Source organism: Dyadobacter luteus, assembly GCF_003383615.1.
Classification (GTDB): Bacteria; Bacteroidota; Bacteroidia; order Cytophagales; family Spirosomataceae; genus Dyadobacter; species Dyadobacter luteus.
In genome coordinates, this window is record NZ_QNUL01000007.1 from 26,095 (window position 1) to 49,255 (window position 23,161).

General features: G+C 44.1%; 10 protein-coding genes. All 10 read right to left on the reverse strand.

Annotation, left to right across the window (positions count from 1 at the left end):
- Positions 1-28: 28 nt before the first annotated feature.
- Positions 29-3,979, reverse strand: coding sequence for a T9SS type A sorting domain-containing protein (locus DSL64_RS11255; protein ID WP_115830979.1), 3,951 nt, complete (start codon positions 3,977-3,979; stop codon positions 29-31).
- Between the two features lie 156 nt (positions 3,980-4,135).
- A complete protein-coding gene (locus tag DSL64_RS11260) occupies positions 4,136-4,801 on the reverse strand; it encodes a peroxiredoxin (protein WP_115830980.1) in 666 nt (221 codons plus the stop codon).
- Positions 4,802-5,557: 756 nt separating this feature from the next.
- Positions 5,558-6,292: a LytR/AlgR family response regulator transcription factor gene (locus tag DSL64_RS11265; RefSeq protein WP_115830981.1), complete on the reverse strand. Its 735-nt coding sequence runs from the start codon at positions 6,290-6,292 to the stop codon at positions 5,558-5,560.
- A gap of 6 nt (positions 6,293-6,298) precedes the next feature.
- Entirely contained in the window at positions 6,299-9,508 is a 3,210-nt protein-coding gene (locus tag DSL64_RS11270) for a histidine kinase dimerization/phosphoacceptor domain -containing protein (RefSeq protein ID WP_115830983.1), read from the reverse strand.
- A 243-nt stretch (positions 9,509-9,751) separates the two neighbouring features.
- On the reverse strand, positions 9,752-11,404 hold the full coding sequence (locus DSL64_RS11275) for a DUF4957 domain-containing protein (protein WP_115830985.1): 1,653 nt from the start codon (positions 11,402-11,404) through the stop codon (positions 9,752-9,754).
- Positions 11,405-11,423: 19 nt separating this feature from the next.
- Positions 11,424-13,238: a RagB/SusD family nutrient uptake outer membrane protein gene (locus DSL64_RS11280; protein WP_115831149.1), complete on the reverse strand. Its 1,815-nt coding sequence runs from the start codon at positions 13,236-13,238 to the stop codon at positions 11,424-11,426.
- 19 nt (positions 13,239-13,257) lie between these two features.
- Entirely contained in the window at positions 13,258-16,542 is a 3,285-nt protein-coding gene (locus DSL64_RS11285; protein ID WP_115830986.1) for a SusC/RagA family TonB-linked outer membrane protein, read from the reverse strand.
- A 264-nt stretch (positions 16,543-16,806) separates the two neighbouring features.
- Complete coding sequence (locus tag DSL64_RS11290; protein WP_229217042.1) at positions 16,807-18,483, reverse strand: RagB/SusD family nutrient uptake outer membrane protein; 1,677 nt, start codon at positions 18,481-18,483, stop codon at positions 16,807-16,809.
- A 43-nt stretch (positions 18,484-18,526) separates the two neighbouring features.
- Positions 18,527-21,835, reverse strand: a complete 3,309-nt coding sequence (locus DSL64_RS11295) for a TonB-dependent receptor (protein WP_115830988.1) — start codon at positions 21,833-21,835, stop codon at positions 18,527-18,529.
- A 201-nt stretch (positions 21,836-22,036) separates the two neighbouring features.
- Positions 22,037-23,056, reverse strand: coding sequence for a FecR family protein (locus tag DSL64_RS11300; protein ID WP_115830990.1), 1,020 nt, complete (start codon positions 23,054-23,056; stop codon positions 22,037-22,039).
- Positions 23,057-23,161: the final 105 nt, after the last annotated feature.

Genomic DNA, 23,161 nt, shown 5'->3' on the forward strand with positions numbered 1-23,161 from the left:
CAAAATTACCCTGTCAATAAATACTCTTTTATTTCAACAGCAACTTCTTTGTAATTACCTTATCTCCCATTTCTATACGGACAAGGACCACACCACTGCCTACCCCGGACAAATCAAAAACTGCCCTTTCTGAAGTCAGAAGCAAACGCCCCTTAAGATCATAAATATAGATTTCCCTGATAGTCGCTGAAGTTTTGACATGTCCTCTACGGCCTTCATCTACCCATGCGACTACGTCCATTTCAGCATCTGCTACCTGTACCGACCTTACCCGCGAATATTCAGTTTCACCACTCCAATCCTCCTGACGCAGCCGGTAGTAATTCAGACCTTTCAGCGGAGCTTCATCGGAAAATGAATAATCCTGCAATTGAGAAGTATTCGTTTTCCCCACTACAAAACCTATCTGATTCCAGACCGATCCATTGGCACTTCTTTCTATGTAAAACCCTTTATTATTGGTTTCGGAGGTTGTCCGCCAATTAAGCCTTACCTGCTTTCCATTGGCCTTTGCCTCAAAAGAAACCAATGTTACAGGCAAGGTTGAGTCATAAATCAAACTCACTTCAGTAGTTCCATATTCTACTTTCCATCCTGCAGGGAGGCCTGTTACTGAACTGAACGTACCGACGATATTAGCAGCCTTCAGAATAACAACTTTGTCTCCATCCTTGCCCGTATGCGTAATAAATACAGCCAATGCTCCACCTAATGTTGCTGTTTTCAGTACCTCGATCTGATCGAAATCTATGCCGGCGATATCGGCTCCTTCCACCTCAATTTCCAGCGTTCCTCCTGTAAAAGTCCGGTTTTCGGTAAAGGTGATTATTCCAGGTGAAAACCCTGGTACCACTTTACCACCCAAATGCAGGAAATCAATGACTTCCACCCTTCCTGTGCCTTTCAGGATTCCACCCGGATTATTTTTAAACTTCCCTTCTGAATAAGTCGGGGTAGACTGCGTCATCATGACCGGTATCGGATTCGCTTCGGAACCAATTTCCAGTAAACCAGAATTTTCAAACTCTGTAGCAATGAGATACAATCCTTCTTCCGCTTTACCTATACGAATCTCCCCTCCGGTAGCATTCAAAAAAGGACTCATGGTATTGATCCCGGATTTCCCGACACTATCCACCAGACCGATATATATTTTACCATGATTCGTTACCGTCGCATGCGCATTCATCAACCCTTCCAATGAGGTACGATCAATTCGTAAAGTCCCTGAAGAAGCGTTATTAAAATGGGTATTCATAAACATACCGTATACGCCGGCTTTCTTGTTAGCTCCAATAGCTATATTACCCTGATTGGTAAAATTCCCCGCCTCAAAATCCTGCCATATACCAGCTCCGCCAACATTATCTATCTGAATATTACCGGTAGTCGCATTTGTAAAGGTACCTATACCCGAAATACCGAAATTATCAGTACTTCCGATCCCTTCCATCGTAATTGCGCCCTCATTGTCGAATTTCCCCGTGTTGTTATTCAACAAACCCCTGTGCCTGAAATTAGAAATTTTTATTACACCTGTACTCTTATTATTAAATTCACCGGTATTACTGATACCGTGCGCTGCCAGGGCAATTGCTCCTAATGTTATGGAACCTGCATTGACGAATTTTCCAGCATAATTGCGAATGCCCGAAATATTTCCGTGATCCAAGTGAATAGTTCCGGTTGTTTCATTCCTGAATTCAGCTTCATTAAAAATCCCATGTTCTTTCATAGCTCTCACTGCACCGAGTGTCATCGCAGCAGAATTAACAAAGACAGCATTGGCAGTATTATAGATTCCTATTTGTTCGCAATCATCTATTTTGATATGACCGCTTTCGGTATTGTAGAAACGATCGGCATTCACAATCCCGCGATTACCAACACTTTCGCTTGCGCCAATAGACAGTAAAGCCTTGTTAGAAAAAATCCCGTTTCCATGATTCAAAGCATTCTCTGTTGACCGTAGGATTGCGATTTGACCTGCATTGTTATTAAAATCTGCCCGACTTAAAATGCCATGCACACCTGCACTCGCGGTGATTCCGATTCGAATTGTAGCGTTGTTAGTAAAGGTTCCTCCATTGTGATAAATGCCTGCTTCCGTTGTACGGTCAATACGGATATTTCCGGAATTATGATTAAAGATCGCGTCATTCCTGATACCAAAAGTGCCTGCACCAGCTATCCCTCCAATGGTAATTTCTCCTGAGTTAGAAAATGTTCCTGCTGCATTTCTCACTGCTGCAACTGATGTGTGATCGGTCTGAATAACTCCTCCGGTATTGGTAAATATTCCTTCATTAAAAATACCATGTACTCCGGAAGTATTATTCAAGCCCATGGAAACAAGCCCTTTCGTTGTGAATGTCCCTGCAGAAGTATTGTAAATTCCCGTATCAGTAAAACGCTCAATTTTGAATTCACTACCTGTTTCATTAGTGAGCGCTCCCTGATTAATGATTCCATACAGTCCTACATTTGCTGTCGATCCAAGAATCAGTTTACCGCTATTTTGTATCGTTCCGCGATTATTGAATCCCGCAGTGAGGGCAAACGGAGAAGTATAAGAAACCGAGCCGTCTACGTTTAAACTGCCTCCGGATTGAATCACCAAAACAACTCCGGTCTCAACCAGAATTGATTTGGATTCTGCAGAAGTAGCGCTGCTTATCAACGGGTCTCTGCTGGTATCCGGTATCACCACATCCGTAGTAACATCTGGTACTCCGGATGTCCAGTTTCGGCTATCATTCCAGACTGAACTCTCCGTGCCCGTCCACGTCGTACTGGTCGCATCACCCGGCCCTCTTAGCTTTTGATAAGTAAATGGTACTGAGTAAGTACAGGACGGTATCGTAACGCCCGCGTACAGCGTGGATGTTCCAACGGGAACATTTTCATTCGGTGTGAAAGTATTCGGGAATGAATACGTACCCGCGGATATGGTACGTAAACTATCTGTAAAAATGCCCGAAATACCACGCCCTCCGGGAGCCGAAAAGGAAAAAATGGGATCAGGTGAATTCCTGACCACTGTGTTGCCATTACTTACGGTGCCAGATACCGCTCCGTATTTTAGAGCAGCTGAATTTGTAAAAGCACCACTATTTGTCAAAACATCATCAACCTGAATAAATCCTCCGTTAGCAATGCTTCTTCCTGACAGATTTACCAAACCATTTCTGAGGATCAATATTTGTCCGCAACCATGATTGGTTAATGTTCCATTATTCTGAAAAGCTGCGGTTCCTGTTTCAGTATATCGCCCAATGTCAAGTTTTCCGCCATTTTCCAATGTACCTGTATCATTAAAAAAACCATAAACTGAAGATCGGTTAACACGAACGATACCCGAAGCGTGATTGGTAAATACTCCCTGATTTCTGATACCGTATTGGCCTATACTTTCGCTTTCTCCAATGATCAGACTACCCCAATTGACAAAAGACGCAGCAGTTATATTGTATAATCCGGCTCCGGAGGATCTTTCAATCCTGATTTTTCCGGTGGCTGTATTTTCAAATTCCTTCTGGTTAAATAAGGCAAACTGACCTTCATTAATGGGGGAACTAAAAATAATATCTCCATTATTGATAACTGTTCCCTTATTGTTCAGTCCGGCTGTAAACGACGAAGGTGTGGTAAATGCTACTGCACTTAGTATGCTGATGCTGTTATCAATAGCAATTGTCAGGGTCGCATTATCGCCAACAAAAACTGATTTCACTACTACAGAAGCACCATGGCCAATCACAGGCTGATTCACTGCACTGGCGATAACAACGTCATCTTCTTCACCTGGCACGCCTCCCTGCCAGTTTGCAGCATTGTTCCAGCTGGTATTTTCGGCTCCTGTCCATGTTTTTTGGGCGTATACATTGGTGGAAAAGAACAGGAATAAGGGCAGTATGACCCACAGATTCTGCCTTATCGCATTTCTTTTGAAAGGGGCTAAACGTATAAATTGTAACATACCGATGGTGATTAAATGACACATGACCAGACCCGGCTCAAACTACCGGATCTGGTTCCTGAATTTTAGCTATTTGAATTAGAGTTAATGCAGATTTATAAAGTGCTTTGGCTTCATTATCGCAAAACCCAACACTTTTAATGACACTGCAACTTGTCAGTTTTTGCCTGGCTGCGGAATAATTCTCAGGTAAGGTTTCAGGGTTTCCCACCCCTCAGGATACTTCTCTTTTGCCTCAGCATCCGATACTGCGGGAACGATAATGACATCCTCACCATCTTTCCAGTTGACAGGAGTAGCCACACGATGTTCGGCAGTGAGCTGCATTGAATCCAACACACGCAGGATTTCGTAGAAATTGCGACCTGTGGTCATGGGGTAGGTTAGATTGAGTTTGATTTTTTTATCCGGTCCTACGATAAATACAGAACGAACCGCCTGATTCGTAGCAGCAGTGCGGCCTTCCGAACTACCTGGTTCATCAGCTGGCAACATATCGTACAATTTTGCGACAGCCAGTTCGGGATCACCAATCATGGGATAATTCACTGCATAACCCTGCGTCTCTTCGATGTCCTTTTCCCACTTCAGATGGCTCTCCACAGGATCTACGCTCAATCCGATCACTTTGCAATTCCTTTGCTCAAACTCAGGAGCCAGTTTCGCCATATAACCAAGTTCAGTGGTACAAACCGGGGTAAAATCCTTCGGATGGGAGAATAAAATAGCCCAGCTGTTTCCAATCCATTCGTGGAAATGAATAGGTCCATGTGTGGTATCAGCGTAAAAGTCGGGTGCCGTGTCGTTTAATCTGAGGCTCATGTCTAGGGAAGTTAAAGTTTTTAAAAGTTGAGTTGAATTATGGATCTCAACCGTCTTAGAACAGCACATAGCGCCGTTTACAGATTTCACATCTGTAAGTTTCGGGTTTGATGTGACCAAGGGAAATCACTTGCACAAACCGGTAACCTGTCGACTTTTGGGAAGAAACGATCAGATTCCCTCCGCAATGCGTACACCGGATTCCGATGACAGTTCGTGTTATAATAATTTTGTCCAGATCAAGAAGGCCCATAACGCCATAAAAGTGATCAGGAACACGAAGCGGTCAAAAACTCAGGGACGAACGTGAGTAAAAAGGGACGAAATGGGGGAAGTTTGGGAAGTAGGTGGCGGGTGGCGACGCTTTTTTTAGCGTTGGGCTGGTTTTTGGCTATGGACGATAGGAATTGTTACTTAAATTGAGCAATAGGCTATTTTGACCATGGACGATGGAGTAACTGCTAAAAATGAGTAGTGGGCTATTTTTGACCACAGACCATGGTGTTGCGCTTAATATGAGCGTTCTACTGTTTTGGCCATAGACGACGAAGTGATCACTTAAAAGGAACATTGGAATACATTGGCCACAGACCACATTAATTCTCAGTTTTCCAGGTAATAACCGGGGTTGTCCATTGTCTGACCTAATGCCAAGCCAGCAATAAGCAAAAAAACCAGCCCAGCCCAAAACCCCGTCGTCCTTGGTCAAAAACTCCCACCAAGCCAGCAACAAGCCAACCATTCCAAAAGCCACCCCTATTCAATCCCCAACGCCCTCAACAGCTCATCCCTATACGATTTCCCGATCGGAAGTTTGACATCCGAAAGGATCAGCTCTGTCGGAAATATGTCCGCTATCAGATGGGTATTCACTACATATCGTCTGTGGATACGGAGAAATCGTTGCGAATCAAGCTGCTCCAGAAAATCATTGATGCTCGACCTTACTGTCACTTTTTTTTTCGTAGATAAATACAGAACGACATAGTTTGCCTCGCTTTCAATGTAGATCAGTTCTTCGAAATAGACCTTTCTGAACACGTACCCATCCTTGACAAACATAAATTCTTTCCCATTCCGGGCTGCCGGTTTAGCCACTCCCGGCTTATTATCCTGCTTTCTGAAATTATTAACAGCAATCTCAATCGCGGCATATAACTCCTCTTTCGTGAAAGGCTTCACAATGTAGGCATGAGGATTCACCTTCTTTGCTCTGTCTATCGTTTCGATGTCGCTATTGGCTGTCAGAAAAATAAAGGGCAGCTGATGCGTTTCATTCAGCTTTTCTCCGATATCAACCCCATCTTTGCGTCCCGCCAGCTGAATATCCAGCAGCAACAGATCCGGCTTTTCACTCTCCACCATTTCCAATGCCTCGGTATAGTTAATTGCCGGACCGCAATATTCATAACCCAGCTCCTCCAGTGTCCCGGTGATGGTTCTGGCGATAACGAGTTCATCTTCTACAATTCCTATTTTAAGATTAGCCATCAGGGTTTAGTCTATATTTTTCCGCACTTCGCGATTTGTAAAGTTGATTGTAAACCGGGCACCGCCATTGGTTTCATACAACACTTTCCCTCCTACCTGCCTACTCAGGTCGTTCACCAATTGCAGCCCCAGCGTCTTTGTTCTTGCCATATCATATTCAGCAGGAAGGCCTCCGCCATTATCGGAATACTTCAATGCATACGTTCCTACACCGATCTCACTCACATCAATCTGCACACGTCCCTCATCTACATCTTTGAATGCGTATTTGAAAGAATTGGTCAACAGCTCATTCAGGATCAGACCAAGTGGTACAGCCGTATCCATATCTAAATTCATCGGAGGGACATTTACCTGTACAGAAACAGACTTTTGCGATTGAAATACACCATAGACCTGTCTGCTCAGGTCGTCTATAAACCGCTTCAGGTCAATGGTACTGATGTTTTCAAACTGATAAAGATTCTGGTGAATCAGTGCAATACTTCTGACGCGGTTCCGTCCTTCCTGCAAAGCTTCCCTTGCTTTTTCGTCGGTTAAAGTTTTACTCTGCAGCTCCAGCAAACCTGAAATCACCTGCAGATTATTCTTTACTCTGTGATGAATTTCCTTCATCAATACATCCTTTTCGAGCAGCAAAGCCGACTGCTCCGACAACGATTCCTTCAACTGGGCAGTCCGTTCACTCACCGTTTGTTCCAATTTCCTTTTTTCTTTTGCCAAACGTTTCAGTCTTAATCTGACCAGGAGATAGATACCCGAAACCAGCTTTATGACAACAATCAGAATAAACCACCACTGAAGATAGAACGGCCTGAGCACATCGATCGGAATTGTCAGTTCGCGCTCATTCCATATCCCCTCCCTGTTTTGCGCCTTTATGTGGAGTACAAAATGACCATAAGGTAATCCGCTGATGCGCACCGAATTCTCGTTAATATAATTCCAGTCGTGGTCCAAACCTTCTATCCTGTACGCATAGCGATGCCCCTCTTCCCTGGTAAAATCAATCAACTGAAAATCGAGTGTAAAAAACAGATCATCAGGATCTAAAATAATATGAGGTTTTTGAATTAAATCTGTTGTTTTATTGATCAAAGCATCTCGTTCACCGACAAACTGATTAAACTCCACGATTTTCAAAGGTGCCTGTAATGCTGAACTATCTGTTTTAAAATCTTTCGGATCGAAACCATTCACACCATTTAGCCCGCCAAAAAACAAACGCCCGTCACCTGCCCTGAACGACGAAGTCCTGTTAAACTCATTGTGGGAAATTCCATTCAGTGTGGTATAAGTATTCATGGCAAAACTGCTGCGATTGAAGCGTGTCAATCCATAATCTGAACTTACCCAAAGATTTCCAAAATCATCAGGCTCAATTCTGTAGAGTACATCGGAGGGAAATCCGGCAGTGATATTAAATTGTTTCGATTCATTATTCACCGGATTCCAACTGTAAAGTCCTTCGCCATTTGTAGCCAGCCAGAACACTCCATTCGCATCCTGCCAGGCATCCAGGAGTGTTAACCCATCCAAAAAGGATGATTTCAGCTTAGTCATAGACCATATGAACGGTACATTTCCATTCCGGGCTTCCACCTTCTTGTTTTCGAATTGATACAAGCCATTCTCCGCAACCGCCCAGGTCTGTGCCTTATTTCCTCTGAAAAACCGGTATACAAATTTCGCTTCGGGATCTGAGCCGGTTGATATGGAATCAAAACTACCTTTTACTGAATTGAACATGAAGAAACCATCTGAACGCCCAAGCAGTAACAAACTGTCGTTCAACGAATACATTGACCATATTTCCGTACCTCTTTTATCAGGATACCGTATAATGCTGTTTTTTTCGGGATCGATAACAGAGAGGTTATAGCTACCGGTGTAAAGCTTTGAGTTGTGTTTAGCTAAAGCATAATTGATATAGCTGTGTTCTATACTTTTGGTCCTACCATTTTGCCTGAAAAAGGTATGCGTCCACAGGTTCGCTATTACATTTCCTGTGTGCTCTGCGTAAATACCTCTCACCTGCGGATTCTGTTCGGCTTTCTGTTGAGATGACGAAAACCAGGTTTCAAATCTGTTCTTTCGCACCGTAAGTTGCATGACGCCTGAAGAAGTACAGAGCCAGATATTGCCGAGTTTATCAGAAAAAAGCCTGTAAATAAACAGATTCTCGAATCCTTTCAATTCGGACTTTTCCAATATCCTGACAAAAGCCTTTCTGTTCCATAAATACAGAGCATCTGCCGCATCGTAAAACGCTGTAACCTCGCCGGCAGTAGCAGTCCAAACCTGGTACCAGTACCGGCCTTTTACCGGTTTCAGATGGTATTTGTCAAAATCTGAAAAACGCACTAACTGACCACTATTCGTAAGTTTGTCTGCTTTAAAAGAATCGGGATTTGAAGCATGATTATAGGTGATCAGCAGCTCATTTTCATCTGTGAAACCAACCGGCAACGACCTGAGGACATTTCGCTGGCGAAAAACTGTGACCTTCTGTTCTTCTACCAGATATTGCTCATCTGCATTACTGAACTTCAAAAGTGCTAGTCCCTTAATGAAAGTACTAAACGGGCCTGTCTGACGATAATCAATTAAAGAATGTTTCCCATTCCAATCCTTCATTTCAAATTTTAGTCTGAACCCTTTTTTGGCAGAATACCGCCAGTAACGGAAAGGTGACGCCGTCAGAAAAATAACATCATCGGTGCCATCGTTGGCCACCCAGTATACATCCTTTTCACGGAAAGGCAGATTTTTGAAAGTTTGCGAGAGTGTCTTCACTTCTCTGGAAGTGGCATCTACAACATCCACCTTCCCGTTGGTAGTAAGCTGAAAGCCCGTGCTCCCATACATCACAAAAAGGCGATTGACATCATCCTTTGCCAGCTGTACTACCTTATTATCCTGTAGTTGATTTCGCTGTCTGGTCAGCAACAGGCATTTCCCTCCATCATAGCGATTGAGACCATTTCGGGTACCAAACCATAAAAAACCGGCGTCATCCTGCACACCACAAAATACTTCGTGCGATGCAAGCCCATCTTCAATGGAAAGCCATCGTTTGGTAATGATATAGTCGGAAGTCGACCGTGCTGAATCTACCTGCGCTGACAAAAAGTTTGTGCTGACCAGGAAAGCAGCAAGTATCAGGCAAAAAATCAGCCTGTACTGTCTTTTTGACGACTGGAAAAAACCGGTCATTGTTTAGAAGAGATCAAATACCTCTTATGCGGAGGGAAGTTAGCGATAACGTAAGTTGTTCAGCTCAACCGGCAAACCTGAGAGTCACCAATTGAGTAACAATGATACGTAAATCCATCAGAACTTAAAAGGAACTGAAGCGATCGGTTACATAACGATCATCAGATTTATATCAAAAAACAACCTCGCCATAGTCCTTCTCAGGCTGTATGGCGAGGTTAAAATCCATTTAAATGCAATCTGTTATTTCACTCTCCAGCGCGGATCGCCCACTGTACGTCGTCCGGAGAAAGCCACATCTTTGAAGTTGAAGTTCAATCCCGTATAAGGACTTACCCAAAGGTCAGTAGCCTTTTTGGCATAGGTACCAACAGGAAAACCAGGCAACTCACCACCTGCCACGAATGCGAAATCGGATGTAGCAAACGAATTAATAAAGCTCAGCGTAGTGGCTTCCAATCCTGCCAAACCTCTGATCGCATAGGATTGCGTGCTCGCCTCATCCCATGCATGACCGAATACCGAATTTTTAACAGAAATACCTTCCTTTACATTACTGCGTTGGCCGGCCGTTCCCCGCCAGTTGAAAAGCGTACCGCCCGATATCAGAAACTCACTGAAAGTACAGCTCTCAATGGTCACTTTTTTCGAATTCTGACGGGAAGTCAAAAATGCATTCACTTTACTGAAAGTGCTGTTTTCGAACAGAATTTCATCCACTGCAGCCATTCCTTCACCATCAGTATCTGTAGTGAGCAAGCCATATCCACCAATGTTATATACCAACGAATTGCTGATAGTATATTTATTGATAAATGCCTGTGTACGAATCCGCAGAATACCTCTCAGTTCAGAAATTGTGCAATCATCAAAAACCAGTTCCTTCACAGTCGTGAGCGCAGATGGGGACGGATTGAATACATATGCACTGGCAATACCCGAACCAATGATCTGCACACCCTGGAATTTCACAAGATCCAGCGTCACTCCGTTAGCAATGTTCCAGTTGCAGTTGATCAACGTAGCTGGTTTTTCTTCAAAACCCTGTGCCGACGCAATGGTGATGGATTTATCCAGCGCCACAGTGGGTGTATTATAACTCACTCCCTTTTTCAACACAATCACTGATCCCGAAGGTGCTGCAGCCAAGGCCGTAGCAAGGGCAGTAGGGTCTTCACTTTTTGTAAGATTGATCACACCAGGCGCAGTCAGATCAATACCAGCTTTCAGGGTCGTGTATACCTGCCAGCCACGTAGCTCTTCCCCGCTGTAAATAGCAGCCTGGTAAGAAGTAAGCGGAGTAAGCCCATCCACAATCGCAGTGCCCGCCTGTTGTTGCGCAGCCGTTACCGCCACTTCTTTCAAGGGTTTCAGCAGCTTCAGATCCGTACCCGCAAACAGTTTAATTTTCGAAACCGGGGTACTGCCTCCGGGCTGCCACTTCACTTTCAGTGCTTTATCTATCACATCATTTCGGGTAGGCGTAACCTGAATGCTCGGAAAACGCTCCGTGCTCACACTTCCCAGATTCGACACCTTACTATCGTACTGAGAATCAGCAGCATGTGCTTTGGCTCTCACCTGATACAACATATTCCAGAATAACGGGTCACCGTTCAGCGTAGCCTCATCGAGCACCACATAGTTCGTATCTACTTTCAGCGTGTAGTCAACCGTACGGAAAGTATCACGGCTTACCTCAATGGTATAGGAATTAGCCGCCTTAATATTTCCCATATTCACAATAATTGTATTGCGCTCAGCGGTCAGATCTTTGTTCAAAACAGGCATAAACAGCCTTGTCACCGGATCCGGCAGTTCTTCCTTGCAAGCTACGATTGAGAACATCAATCCCAGTCCAAGAAGCATGTTCTTCATCAGTTGTATATTCTTCATTTCTGATTCACTTTAAATGTTACTGAAATCTGTATCCGCTGTTATCCAATTTTCCCTGACTGTTTGTAATTGCCTCCGCCGGAATCGGGAAAATGTAGCGTGCCACGCCCGGTTGCGGTCCGTTGTAGTGATTTGCCCAGTCTTTGGTAATCCACTCCGCATAGGTAGTCAGGTTACTGTGAAGCGATATCAGGAATGGCACGCGTGTCCAGCTGTCATCAGGGATACCGATATATTTTCTGTTCGGATTCAGAATTTCAAACTCACCACTTGCATTCCTGCGCCAGTACATATAGTCGGGATACTGAGCATATTTTCCAGTCACATTGAAAGATTCATCCGCCATCTTCTTCAGTTCATTGGCCGTTTCTTCCATTTTTTTAGAATACAGATTCCAACGGATCAACTCATATTTACGGATCATTTCGCCACCAAATTCCCAACCACGTTCATCCACAAGTGCATTGAAAAAAGCATCTTTTGAAGCAGCTACATTCGTTACATACTGATCCACTTTTGTATTCCAGTTCGTTTGAGCAAATGCTCTTTTACGTACACGTTTCAATGCTTCCTGTGCTTTTTCTGTCGGACCATTCAGTTCGTTTTCAGCTTCTGCAAACATCAGCAATACATCAGGATAACGCAGCATCGGCCAGTTGATACCCGTTCCTTTCGCAGTGGATGGTCCCGGAGGGGTTGTCAGGAAATGGCGGCTCCACTTGCCCTGCGCGATGTTGTTTACACCGGATACAAACACCTTCTGAAAGCTTGTATTGACCTTATAAAATGCACAGGTAACATCTCTGCGAATATCCGTAGTATCGAACGAGAAGTAGTAAGTAGGCGGAATAGACATATAGTTGTTTCCTGAGCCATAGCTATGTGATGCTGTAGTACCACCATCAACGGTGATCCCGATATTCCATGCTACATCACCATTACCCAGCGCAAATGGAATTTCGAACAAAACATCACTGTTAACCGGACTGATAAACTTACTTTGGTTCATAAAAACCTGACGATAATCCGTCGGAAGTTCTCTGTCTTTCAGCGTAATCAGCTTTTCAGTATACGTTCTGGCAATGGCGTAGTAATCTTTGTAATCTGATTTACGCTCCATTTTCAGATCCGGTGTCAGATAGTAACCACCGCGCTGCAACGCCAGGCGACCTATCATACCCAACGTAAACTCGCGGTTAACTTGCTCAATCCCAAAATTCACCTGATCAGCCCAAAGCATCTTCTCTTCGATTTTGGTCAGATCTTCGATCTGCTGACTCAGGATCAGGTTACGATCTTCACGGGAAAGAAAGAAATCCTGACCTGCTTTCGGCGCGAGACGTACGTTAGGAACATCACCGAAATAATAGATCAGCATGCTGTACCAGTAAGCACGAAGGGTATACATTTCACCCAGCATGTGATTCATCTGGCGTTTGGAAGCCACATCGCCTGATTCAAGCAATTTACTCGCCTCTATACCTTCAATCGCAATGTTACAGTCGCGGATGGAGGTATAGGCAGAGTTCCAGAATTGTCTCAAATCTCCGTTTCCTGGTAAAGCCTCCAGATTCCATATCTGATGGCGATCCGCTGTAGCGCCCCAGCCACTCTGGCGTTCAATGTCAGTATTACCCGTCATGTTGTTGGAAAGTCGCGAGCGGAAACCATCCGTTCCGAAAGAAACATAGGCAGCATTTACTCCCTTGCGGGCGTCCTCTACGTTGGAATAAATGTAGTTGGTGTCAAAAGTAGAAAGTGATTCGGGCTCCAGAAAATCTTTACAGGAGCTCAATCCGATCATTACGGCAATTAGAATATATATCCTTTTCATTTTAATATCTGATTTGAAATTAGAATGTAACATTAAGACCGACAGTGTAAGAGCGGCTGCGAGGGAATGACGAATAGTCGACACCCGGCGTAAGTCCCTGATAACCTGAGCTGCGCGAAGTACTCACCTCAGGATCGTAACCTGTATACTTGCTCCACAAATGAAGATTGTTACCCGTTACATACACACGGAACTGAGACATTTTCAATTTTGAAATCCATCTTTGCGGGAAAGAATAACCAAGGTTCAGGTTGTTGAGACGAATGAATGAACCATCTTCAACAGCCCATGAGTGAATTACCGTTTGCGCATCGCCCATTCCGTGTGGAGACCAGATATTTTTACCCTGGTTCATCTGAGCCAGTTGCTCCAGATCTGTTACGATTCCTCCGGCAGTGCCTGTGTACGAACCATCCACATCCAGATAAGTGAAGCGGTTTTCCATCGACATCATCGAAAGCAGGTTTCCATGTGTTACACGGCGGAACTGATTGTACTGGATTTTACCTGTGTTGTATACATCGTTTCCATACGACCAGTTGAAGAACACGGACAAGTCAAATCCTTTGTAACGGCCATTTAACCCAAAACCTCCCTGCGCCTTCGGAAGGGTGTTACCAATTACCTGGCGATCCTGACTGTTGATCACGCCGTCGCCATTGATGTCTTTCAACTTAAGGAAACCCGGACGAATATTTGCATTACCCGCAATACCTCCTGAGTTTGGAACCCCATCCTTCAGTATGTATTTATTTGAGACCGCATCGTAGGAAGAGAAGTCCGCAGTACTATAGAAACCCTCTGTGGTGTAGCCATATACATCTCCGATTGTTCCGCCTACTTTCAGGTAGAAGTCATCCTGATCACGCAGATCGGTACTTGCCCAGTTGGATTGGAAGAAGCGCTCCTGCGTTCCGTCCAAAGCTTCGATCTTCGCTCTGTTACGACCAATGTTAAAATTAGCTGAAAGTGAAAAATCCTGTTTGTCAACCAGATAAGCTGTCAAACCAAGCTCAACCCCACGGTTGGAAGTCCTTCCGACGTTGTTCCACTGTGTAACGAAACCTGTGCTGGATGGAATGGCTGATCTCAACAGCAGGTCTTTGGTTGTATTATGATAAAGGTCAAATGCACCTTCCAGTCTGTGTTTAAAAAAGGAGAAATCAGCGCCGGCGTTACGGTTGATCGTCGTTTCCCAAACCAGGTTCGGATTGTACAGTGTAGTTCCGGAAGGCGTATAATAGGTATTGTCAAAGTTCCCAAAACCAGGTCCTCTCAATGTTGATCCCTGGAACAAGAACTGTGTTGCTGTAGCATCAATACGGTCATTTCCGGTTGCACCATAACTTACTCTCAACTTAAACTCATCAATCGCTCTAACACTTTTCAGGAACGGTTCTTCTGAAAGTTTCCACGCCACAGCTGCTGCCGGGAAGAATCCAAGACGGTTTTCAGGCGAGAATTTACTCGACGCATCTACCCGGAATGTACCAGTTACAATGTATCTGTCTTTCCATGCGTAGTTCACACGCCCGAACCCTGAAGACCTGTTTGCATTAGTGAGTTCACGGGTTTCGAGCCTGTCTGTACGACCAAAAGTCATGTTGGCAAACAGCTCGCGTGGCTCGATAGACTCACGAAAATCTTCAGCACGCACAAAAGCATAATTACCTCCCGTAGAATAAATCTCCTGACCCAACAGAAAGTCAACCTTATGAGAACCGAAGGCCTCCGGACGGTAATTAAGTGTATTCAAAAAACGGAAAGATTTCAACTCCTGATCTGTCTTCTCACCAATAGGAAGGCTACTTCCGTTGTTGAAAGATTCGCCTGTCAACGGTCCGTAGAAACGCTGGTTTTTATCAAAAGACAGAGAACCGGTAAATGTCGACTTCACATCCAGATTCTTCAATACTGACCAGCCAACAGCACCGCTGAAAACGTAGTCGTTGGTAGCGCGCTTGCGCCAATCCTGTTTTACCAGCTTCACCGGGCTCACCAGACTGAGCAGGAATGACTGAAAATCATCATCGTTACCAATGGCTGTCAGGTCAATATCAAGCTCATCCGCGATACCATTCGTAGGACGGGTTTGTACCGCATCTTTGATATTAATTTGCGCATTACCCGAAGTTCCGGCTCCATCTACGACAGTATTGGTTACACGGGCCATTCCTTCAAATTTCAGCTTTTTGGATATGTTCTGATTCAGCTTGAAGTTTAAAACATTACGCTTGAAAGCAGAACCAGTCAACAGTCCCTGGTCTGTATTGTTGGTAAGACTGAGACTGACTTTTGTATTTTCGGAACCACCGCTCAAACTCACATTGTGGTATTGCGAGGTACGCGGACTACCGAAAAGTTCATCCTGCCAGTCGGTGCCTCTTTTAGTTTGGTACAAGTCGTAATCTTCATATTTACCAAAGAACTTTTCGAAATTCCGAACATCAGTGGCTGATCTCAGTTTCGCTCTTTCGTAATTGACCATTACATACTCGTAGGGAGAAAGCACTTCATATTTCCGGTTTTTGGGTAGCAATTTGTATTGCATAAATCCATTATAAGAAACGGAAACCTTCCCCGCTGTAGGATTTTTGGTCGTGATAACAATAACCCCATTAGATGCCTGCGCACCATAAATAGCAGTAGCCGAAGCATCTTTCAAGACGTTAATACTCTGAATATCAGATGGCGGAATATCGCGTATGCTATTTACGATGAAACCATCCACCACATACAAAGGTGAGTTATCCTGCGTGATCGATCCACCTCCGCGTACACGAATCACCACTTCTGCATCAGGAGAACCATCGGAAGTCAGTACACTTACCCCGGGCATACGGCCCGTCATCGCCTGCGCGGCGTTGGCAACAGGTATGTTTTTCAGATCGCGACCTGACATGGTGGCTACAGACCCGGTCATATCCGTTTTCTTTACAGTTCCGTAACCGAAGTCAACTACCACAACCTCTTCAAGTTTATTGGCGTCATCTTCCAGAACGATGTCTATCTTCGATTTTCCGTTTACCGGCACTTCACTGGTGATCATCCCGATAAAACTGAAAACAAGCACTGCATCATTGGTAGCACTGATCGTATAAGCACCTTTCGCATCGGTAGTGGTTCCGTTTGTACCGCCCTTTACGCGAACGGAAGCTCCCGGAAGTCCTTCTTTATCCGTCACTGAACTTACGATTCCGGAAACTTTATGCTGTGCAAAACCAGGCGCAGCGCACAGCAGGCAGCAAATGACCAAAACCCATCTGTTGGCTTTGGGGAGGATTTGTAGAATTGGTATTTTCATACTGATTCAAGTTAAAATTGGTGATTAATTCTTTAAAAAATTCATGGGTAAAAGAGGATATTGAATCAAGTCATAGCATAAAAGAGGATTGGTTACACAAATAGAAAAAGATTATTAATTATTCGATTAATACTATTTAAAATAGAGTATAGTAATAGAAAACCCAAGGTCATCCCAAGCCTCCAATTCAATTGGAACAGCTGAAATGAGGATTAATCACAGTTAAAAAATTTCAATTCCGACTATCTGCAAACAGTCGTACTTTTAGTTGTAACCAGGATTTTGTACAAACTCTGCTTTATTCTGCAGCACGTCAATTTCTACTCTTGGAATAGGTCGCAACAAATGGAATTCCTTCACATTCGGTGCCGCATCCAAATTGTATTTATTGAGTCTTTCCAAAAGTTTACCTGTTCTTTTCAGGTCAAACCAGCGGAGCTGTTCTCCAGCAAATTCTCTTGCTCTTTCATCCAGAATAAAATCCAGCGTGATATCAGATGCAGTAACTTTCATCTCCGCCACCTTACCGGGAAGTGCTGCCCTCTCGCGCAAAACATTGAGATAGGATGCAGCATTGGCAGTATTATTTAACTTCAAACTTGCCTCGGCAGCAATAAGATACATCTCCGCTAAACGGATTACGAATGCATCACGCTTGCTCACAACCACATCCTTGCCGGCCCGGGAAGGATCCGCAAATTTGCGAAGGGCTGCAAAGCGGTGACGTGGTACAGTCGGTAATCCGCTCGACTGGTAGATATCATTCGCATCAAAAATGGTATAGGGTTTAGATTTTCTGTAAGCTTCAGTAACCAGGCGTTTTGCTATAACAGCAATGGTGTCCCCCAAGGCAAACCCCTGCGGAAGTGTGGCAGGATCGTTGGCTCGCCATACCGTGCGGAAAGTTCCATTCCAGCGGGCATCTTTGGTCTCATCATACATGTCCAAAAGGTATTTCGAAGGCATATACTGGATCAAAGGACGGCCTGTTTCCAGGTCATACTGCCAACCTTTGAGTCCTACAAAATTGGGCAGATAAAGCAAATGCCCGTGGTTGCCGCCCTCCCATAGCCAGAAATAGCCCAGGTCATCGTAACGGCCATAGTCATTCAGCGTATTGTTTTCAGAGTAGTTGACAAACCAGACCACTTCGCTATTCGTATTTCCATTGCTGTTTTCAATGTTCCACAAAGCGTAATAGTCGCTCATCAGCTTGTAATTGTAGTTTTTGATGACACGATCTGCCATGGTCAAAGCCTCGGTATTCATGTTGCGGGTCAGGTACAACCGGGCAAGAAAGCCGGCTACTGCGGGCTCTGTAATACGACCGCCCTGGGGCGTAACAACACCTTGTAATTTACCAAGCGCTGATTCGAGGTCAGCAAAAATCAATTTATAAACCTCATCCACCGGAGCACGTAAGGCGGTCATTTCCGGTGCGGTCGTTTCCTCGGTTCTCAATGGAACTGCACCGAAAGTTTCAACAAGATGGTAATAATAAAACGCTCTCAGAAAACGTGCTTCGCCCTCTCTCTTTGTTTTTAATTCAGGAGAAAGCGCAGACTCTCCTATACGGTTAATCGCGATGTTACAGGTGTTAATTCCTTTGAAAAAGCTCTTCCAGACAAAGAAAAGACCATCGTTAGTTGCCTGTAAATTAGGGTTATAATCATAAAAAGGATAAGAACCGGCAGCGGTATTGCCGTACAACATTTCGTCCGTTCCGGCCTCCGTCAGCAAATGCCCGATTACCTTTCCATACCAGATCCTGGTTGGCGCATAACAGGCATTCACGAGGCTTTCCATCCCTTCAGCGGTTTTATAGAAAGTGTCGCCGGTTACGGTATTATTGTTGGTCTCTTCCAGAAAATCTGAACAGGAGGAAAGCATGAAAGCAAACAGAAAAACAACTGTTGCCGCTGTATATTTAATAAGCTTCATATCTGTCAAAATTAGATTTTATACTGCTCTACAGATGTCTCTTTCAAAAATTAACATTCAGTCCTACAATCAGTTGCTTCGTAAGAGGATAATCCACTGAACCTCCGCGCTCAGGATCATAATCTTTGATTTTACTGAAAGTCACAAAGTTTTTCGCCGTTCCATATATTGTCACACCATTCATCGGAGTCTTCTTCAGGATTGACGAAGGCAGGCTGTAACTCAATCTTATATCTTTGATTTTCCAGAAAGATCCGTCCACATATTTAAGCGTCGACAAAAACTGATCTGTTCTGCTGATCCATGGTCTCGGATAGGAATTGGTAGGATTCTCCGGCGTCCAGTAATCTACAACTGCCGTTGTTCCTCCGGGGTAGTAATAGCCGTAGTAATCACTGGCAATAGTTTGTCCTACTCTTGCATATACCAGTACGGAAAGGCTAAGATTTTTATAGGTAAAGTTGTTTGTAATTCCCCCACTCCACTTCGGCGATGCCTGTCCGAGCACTACTCTGTCGTCGCTGGCAGTGATTTTACCATCATTATTCTGATCCTTTACCTTGATCTCACCCGGCAGTTTATTGTATTTCTGAGCTTCTTCCTTTTCGGCAGTCTGCCATATTCCTGTCTTCTCATAATCGTAGAAGACACGAAGCGGCTTTCCTACAAACCAGGCTTTTGAAACATCATTTCCACCGGTACTCAATGCAACGATCTGCTCTTTGAAAGTGGCAAAATTGATGTCAGTGGTCCAGGTGAATTTATTGGATGCATAATTTCTTGTTGAGACGATCACATCTATTCCGCGTGTTTTCGTCTTTCCTACATTATCTACCGTTGTACTGAAACCGGTAAGTGAAGGCAGGATTCTGTCCATCAGCAAATCTTTCGTATTAGTCTGATACGCATCAACGGAACCCACTATACGATTAGCAAAAAATCCAAAATCCAGCGCAAAGTTGACTGTACCGGTTTTCTCCCAGCTCAGGTTTTTGTTAGCAAGTAATTTAGGCCAGTAACCGAATGCCGGCGTCTCATCAAATGAAAATGCTACACGACTCAAACCACCCTGTGTTTGGTAGGCTGCAATCGCACTGTTTCCGGAAACACCATAACTTACACGAAGCTTCAGATCCGACAAGGTATTCCCGCTACCGGAAAGAAATGGTTCTTCCATAATTCGCCATGCGGCTGCCACCGAAGGAAAGTACGCCCATTTGTGTCCATCTGCCAGTACAGAAGCCCCGTCACTTCTCAGAGATGCTGTCAGCAGATAGCGGTCTTTAAATTTGTAGTTTACTCTTCCAAAAAAGGACGCCAGTGCACTTTCCGTCAAACTGCTTTTGGTAATAATGTCTTTTGTATTCGTTCCCAGGTTATAAAACAGAGAAGACGAAAACGGCTGATCTTTGCCTTCGCCTGAAAAATTCATGTAACGGTAACTGATCATACTCGTTCCCAACATTGCGTTAAAAGAATGGTTGCCTGCATCTTTCGAATAGTTCAGTACATTTTCCCACGTCCAGCTTCTGTTTTTCAGATCGACAAGTGCAGAACGGGAGTAACCGTTGTTAACTCCCGCCAATGTTGTATTCGCACCTTCGAAAATTCCCTGCTGACTGTTAAACAGGTCCAGTCCAAAACTCGATTTTACTGACAGGTTTTTGACAATAGCCCACTCCGCAAAACCCAGCATAAAAACTCTGCTGCTTGTCGTTTTATTGGAATAGTTATCAAGACTTTCGTCCAAAAGAGGATTAAGTGCCAGCGATCCCGGAAACGGCATTCTGTTGATCGAACCATCTTCATTATACGGAATACCCAAAGTTGAATTTTTGATCAGGTTCCAGAAACTGGTATTCCGGCGTTGCTGTGTGGATGAGTTAAAGTTTAAAACCATTCCTAATTTCACATTGTCCAATACCTGATGATCCAGGTTCAAATGCTGTATAAACCTCCTCAGCTGATCGTGACGCATAGAGCCTTTCTCATTAAAGTATTCTGATGACAATCTGAATTTTGTCTTTTCGTTCCCTCCTGATATCGCCAGGTGATTGTTCTGAACCATGCCTTTATGGAGCATCAGTCCTGCCCAGTCGGTATCCACACCAGCATTGATATTATCCATTGCCACATTAAAAATCGTAGCATCATCGGCCGGACTGTTCCATTGCCCGTTGGCTCTGTAGGCCTCGCGGGTAATGGCTACAAACTGATCCGTGTTCGTTACACGCTGGTAGTTTGTCGGATTGTTGATCCCTATATAATTGTTGAATTCGATTTTGGTTTTACCGGCTTTTCCACTTTTGGAAGTAATTAAAATAACGCCATTTGCACCTCTTGAACCATAAATAGCAGTAGAAGAAGCGTCTTTCAGTACTTCGATGGATGCAATGTCATTGGGGTTAATATCAATATAGGAGCCATATTGTATACCGTCCACAAGAATCAACGGCTGATTGGAAGCATTCAAAGAACGATTCCCTCTGATCGTGAAATTCATAGCAGCCCCGCTTTCTCCGCTGGCACGGGTAAGATCCATACCAGCCACTTTGCCTTGCAGGGTTTCAAGTACATTGGTAACCGGGGTGGAGGTAATCTGTGATTCCTTGATAGATACGACCGAACCTGTGAGATCCGCCTTCTTCACCTGACCATAACCTACCACCACCACTTCATCCAATTTGCTGATATCGGGTTGTAGTGTCACATCCAGCACCGACTGCTTTCCCACTGCCACCTCCTGACTGTTATAGCCTACAAAAGAGAATGTTAGTATCGTTTCGTCGTTCTCTACACCCAGTTTAAAACGTCCTTTGTCATCGGATATCGTTCCGGTTTGAGTCCCTTTGATGATCACACTCACACCCGGCAACACTTCACCTTTCTCATCCTTTACCAAGCCTGTGATCTGGCGCAGCATCGCCGGATTTTCAGGAAGGAGCGTTTCTGCCTCGCCTACCTGTTTGCTATCCAGGATAATTTGCCCATTGATGATTTTGTAAGTAAGCTGAAGCGGGGGCAACAGTTCCTTCAATACGTCGGACAATCTGGCTTTTTTCAGTTCAATACTGACGGGGCGTTCGGACCCGATGTTACGTGAGCTGTATACAAACTTTACACCGGTCTGCTTTTCGATACTTCCCAGAACAGTACGTAATGGCGCCTTTTCGGCATGAACAGACACGGAAAGATTCAGCAGCTCCTGAGCTGTAACAATATGCGCTCTGGAAACTCCGGCGAATACAATCAAAATAAAAAGCTGATAAACAGAAAGCTTCATAATTGTAAAAAAAATAAGCGCATAGCGGTCATCCACCCATACCGATTGGGTTGAGTTATTTTTTTTCATAACTTTAAATGTTTTGTTCAAACCATCAAAATTTTGACAAAATCTCCCTGTTCTGCTGACCGGCAAAGTCAGCGGAGTTCAACGGATTTCCGGGAATTTCAGGGGAAACACAAGGCTGATCATGGGGCAAACATGGTCAGCTTTTTTTATTTCATGGAAATGTCATTACATAGGCATTGTTCATTTAAAAATACTGTCAGATCATTGCATGTGAGCACATCCTTCACCTCCGATTCGGATCACTGTTCCTTGTCTGGCATAATGTGTTTTAGTGGCCGCGCAAATCATATCCAGCTGCTGATATAATGTAAAGCCAGCCAGACTCGCCGTTAACGGACAATCTTTAATTTTCTCTTTTTCTAATTGTATATCAATACCGTACGCCTTTTCCAAAACAGCAACAACGGCAGATAAAGGCTGATCCTGAAACTCGAATACAAGCATTTCCTTTTCAGTTTTTTCTTCCTGAATAAGCTTTGGAATTTCTACCAATCCTGCCGTCAGCGATTTTTCAACTTCTTCGTAAACCGCTTTCTGATTAGGCGTGATCACAAGCTCTTCATTTTTTTCCGCCGACTTTCTGAAAACCGCAACCCTGCCCGTAACCACCTCCACCGACACCTCACTTGCATTTTGACCGGCTTTTACAAAAAAACTGGTTCCTAATACCTTGGTGACAACGTTCCCTGTGTAAACGTAAAACGGTCTGGCTGGCATTTTTTCTACCTTAAAAAAGGCATCTCCGGAAAGATACACCTCACGCTTATCACCATCCTGCTGTATTCTGTATTCAACAGAGGCTTTGGGAGAAAGTTTTACTTCGCTGCCATCCGGCAATGTCACAGTTATCTCTTTGGTTGAATTGTTGACCCTGGTTTCCCATCCAATCTTGCCAAACAAACCATCTCCCGGCAGTTGCTTCTCTTTTATTCCTATAAATACTCCTATCAGAATCACCACCGATGCAGCAATGCCCAGCCAGCGATAGACAGGCAATTTTCTGCTCATTTCTACAGAATCCGATTCTTCATTGTCTCTGATCTGTCCCTGAATCGCCTTCCACAAAGTGGGTTCCAGAGAATCTAAATCAGTGTCCTCCAAAGGTTCACGCTCCTCATTGCGGGTAATGGCGTACCAATGCTCCACAAATAACCTCTCCTCTTCGGTACAGGTACCTTCGTCGTATTTCTTCAGTAAATGAGAAAATTCTTTCCGGCTCATTGAGATTTATTCGCTTCTGAATACATGACAGCAAAGTCCGTCACCGACCGCAAATGATTTAATTAAATATCAAAAAGTTTATATAAAAAGACATCGATAGAATTA

What these genes read in the sequence shown, in the direction of transcription:
- DSL64_RS11255 (WP_115830979.1), bottom strand. Translation starts at nt 3,979, where the DNA reads ATGTTACAATTTATACGTTTAGCCCCTTTCAAAAGAAATGCGATAAGG.
- DSL64_RS11260 (WP_115830980.1), bottom strand. Translation starts at nt 4,801, where the DNA reads ATGAGCCTCAGATTAAACGACACGGCACCCGACTTTTACGCTGATACC.
- DSL64_RS11265 (WP_115830981.1), bottom strand. Translation starts at nt 6,292, where the DNA reads ATGGCTAATCTTAAAATAGGAATTGTAGAAGATGAACTCGTTATCGCC.
- DSL64_RS11270 (WP_115830983.1), bottom strand. Translation starts at nt 9,508, where the DNA reads ATGACCGGTTTTTTCCAGTCGTCAAAAAGACAGTACAGGCTGATTTTT.
- DSL64_RS11275 (WP_115830985.1), bottom strand. Translation starts at nt 11,404, where the DNA reads ATGAAGAATATACAACTGATGAAGAACATGCTTCTTGGACTGGGATTG.
- DSL64_RS11280 (WP_115831149.1), bottom strand. Translation starts at nt 13,238, where the DNA reads ATGAAAAGGATATATATTCTAATTGCCGTAATGATCGGATTGAGCTCC.
- DSL64_RS11285 (WP_115830986.1), bottom strand. Translation starts at nt 16,542, where the DNA reads ATGAAAATACCAATTCTACAAATCCTCCCCAAAGCCAACAGATGGGTT.
- DSL64_RS11290 (WP_229217042.1), bottom strand. Translation starts at nt 18,483, where the DNA reads ATGAAGCTTATTAAATATACAGCGGCAACAGTTGTTTTTCTGTTTGCT.
- DSL64_RS11295 (WP_115830988.1), bottom strand. Translation starts at nt 21,835, where the DNA reads ATGAAAAAAAATAACTCAACCCAATCGGTATGGGTGGATGACCGCTAT.
- DSL64_RS11300 (WP_115830990.1), bottom strand. Translation starts at nt 23,056, where the DNA reads ATGAGCCGGAAAGAATTTTCTCATTTACTGAAGAAATACGACGAAGGT.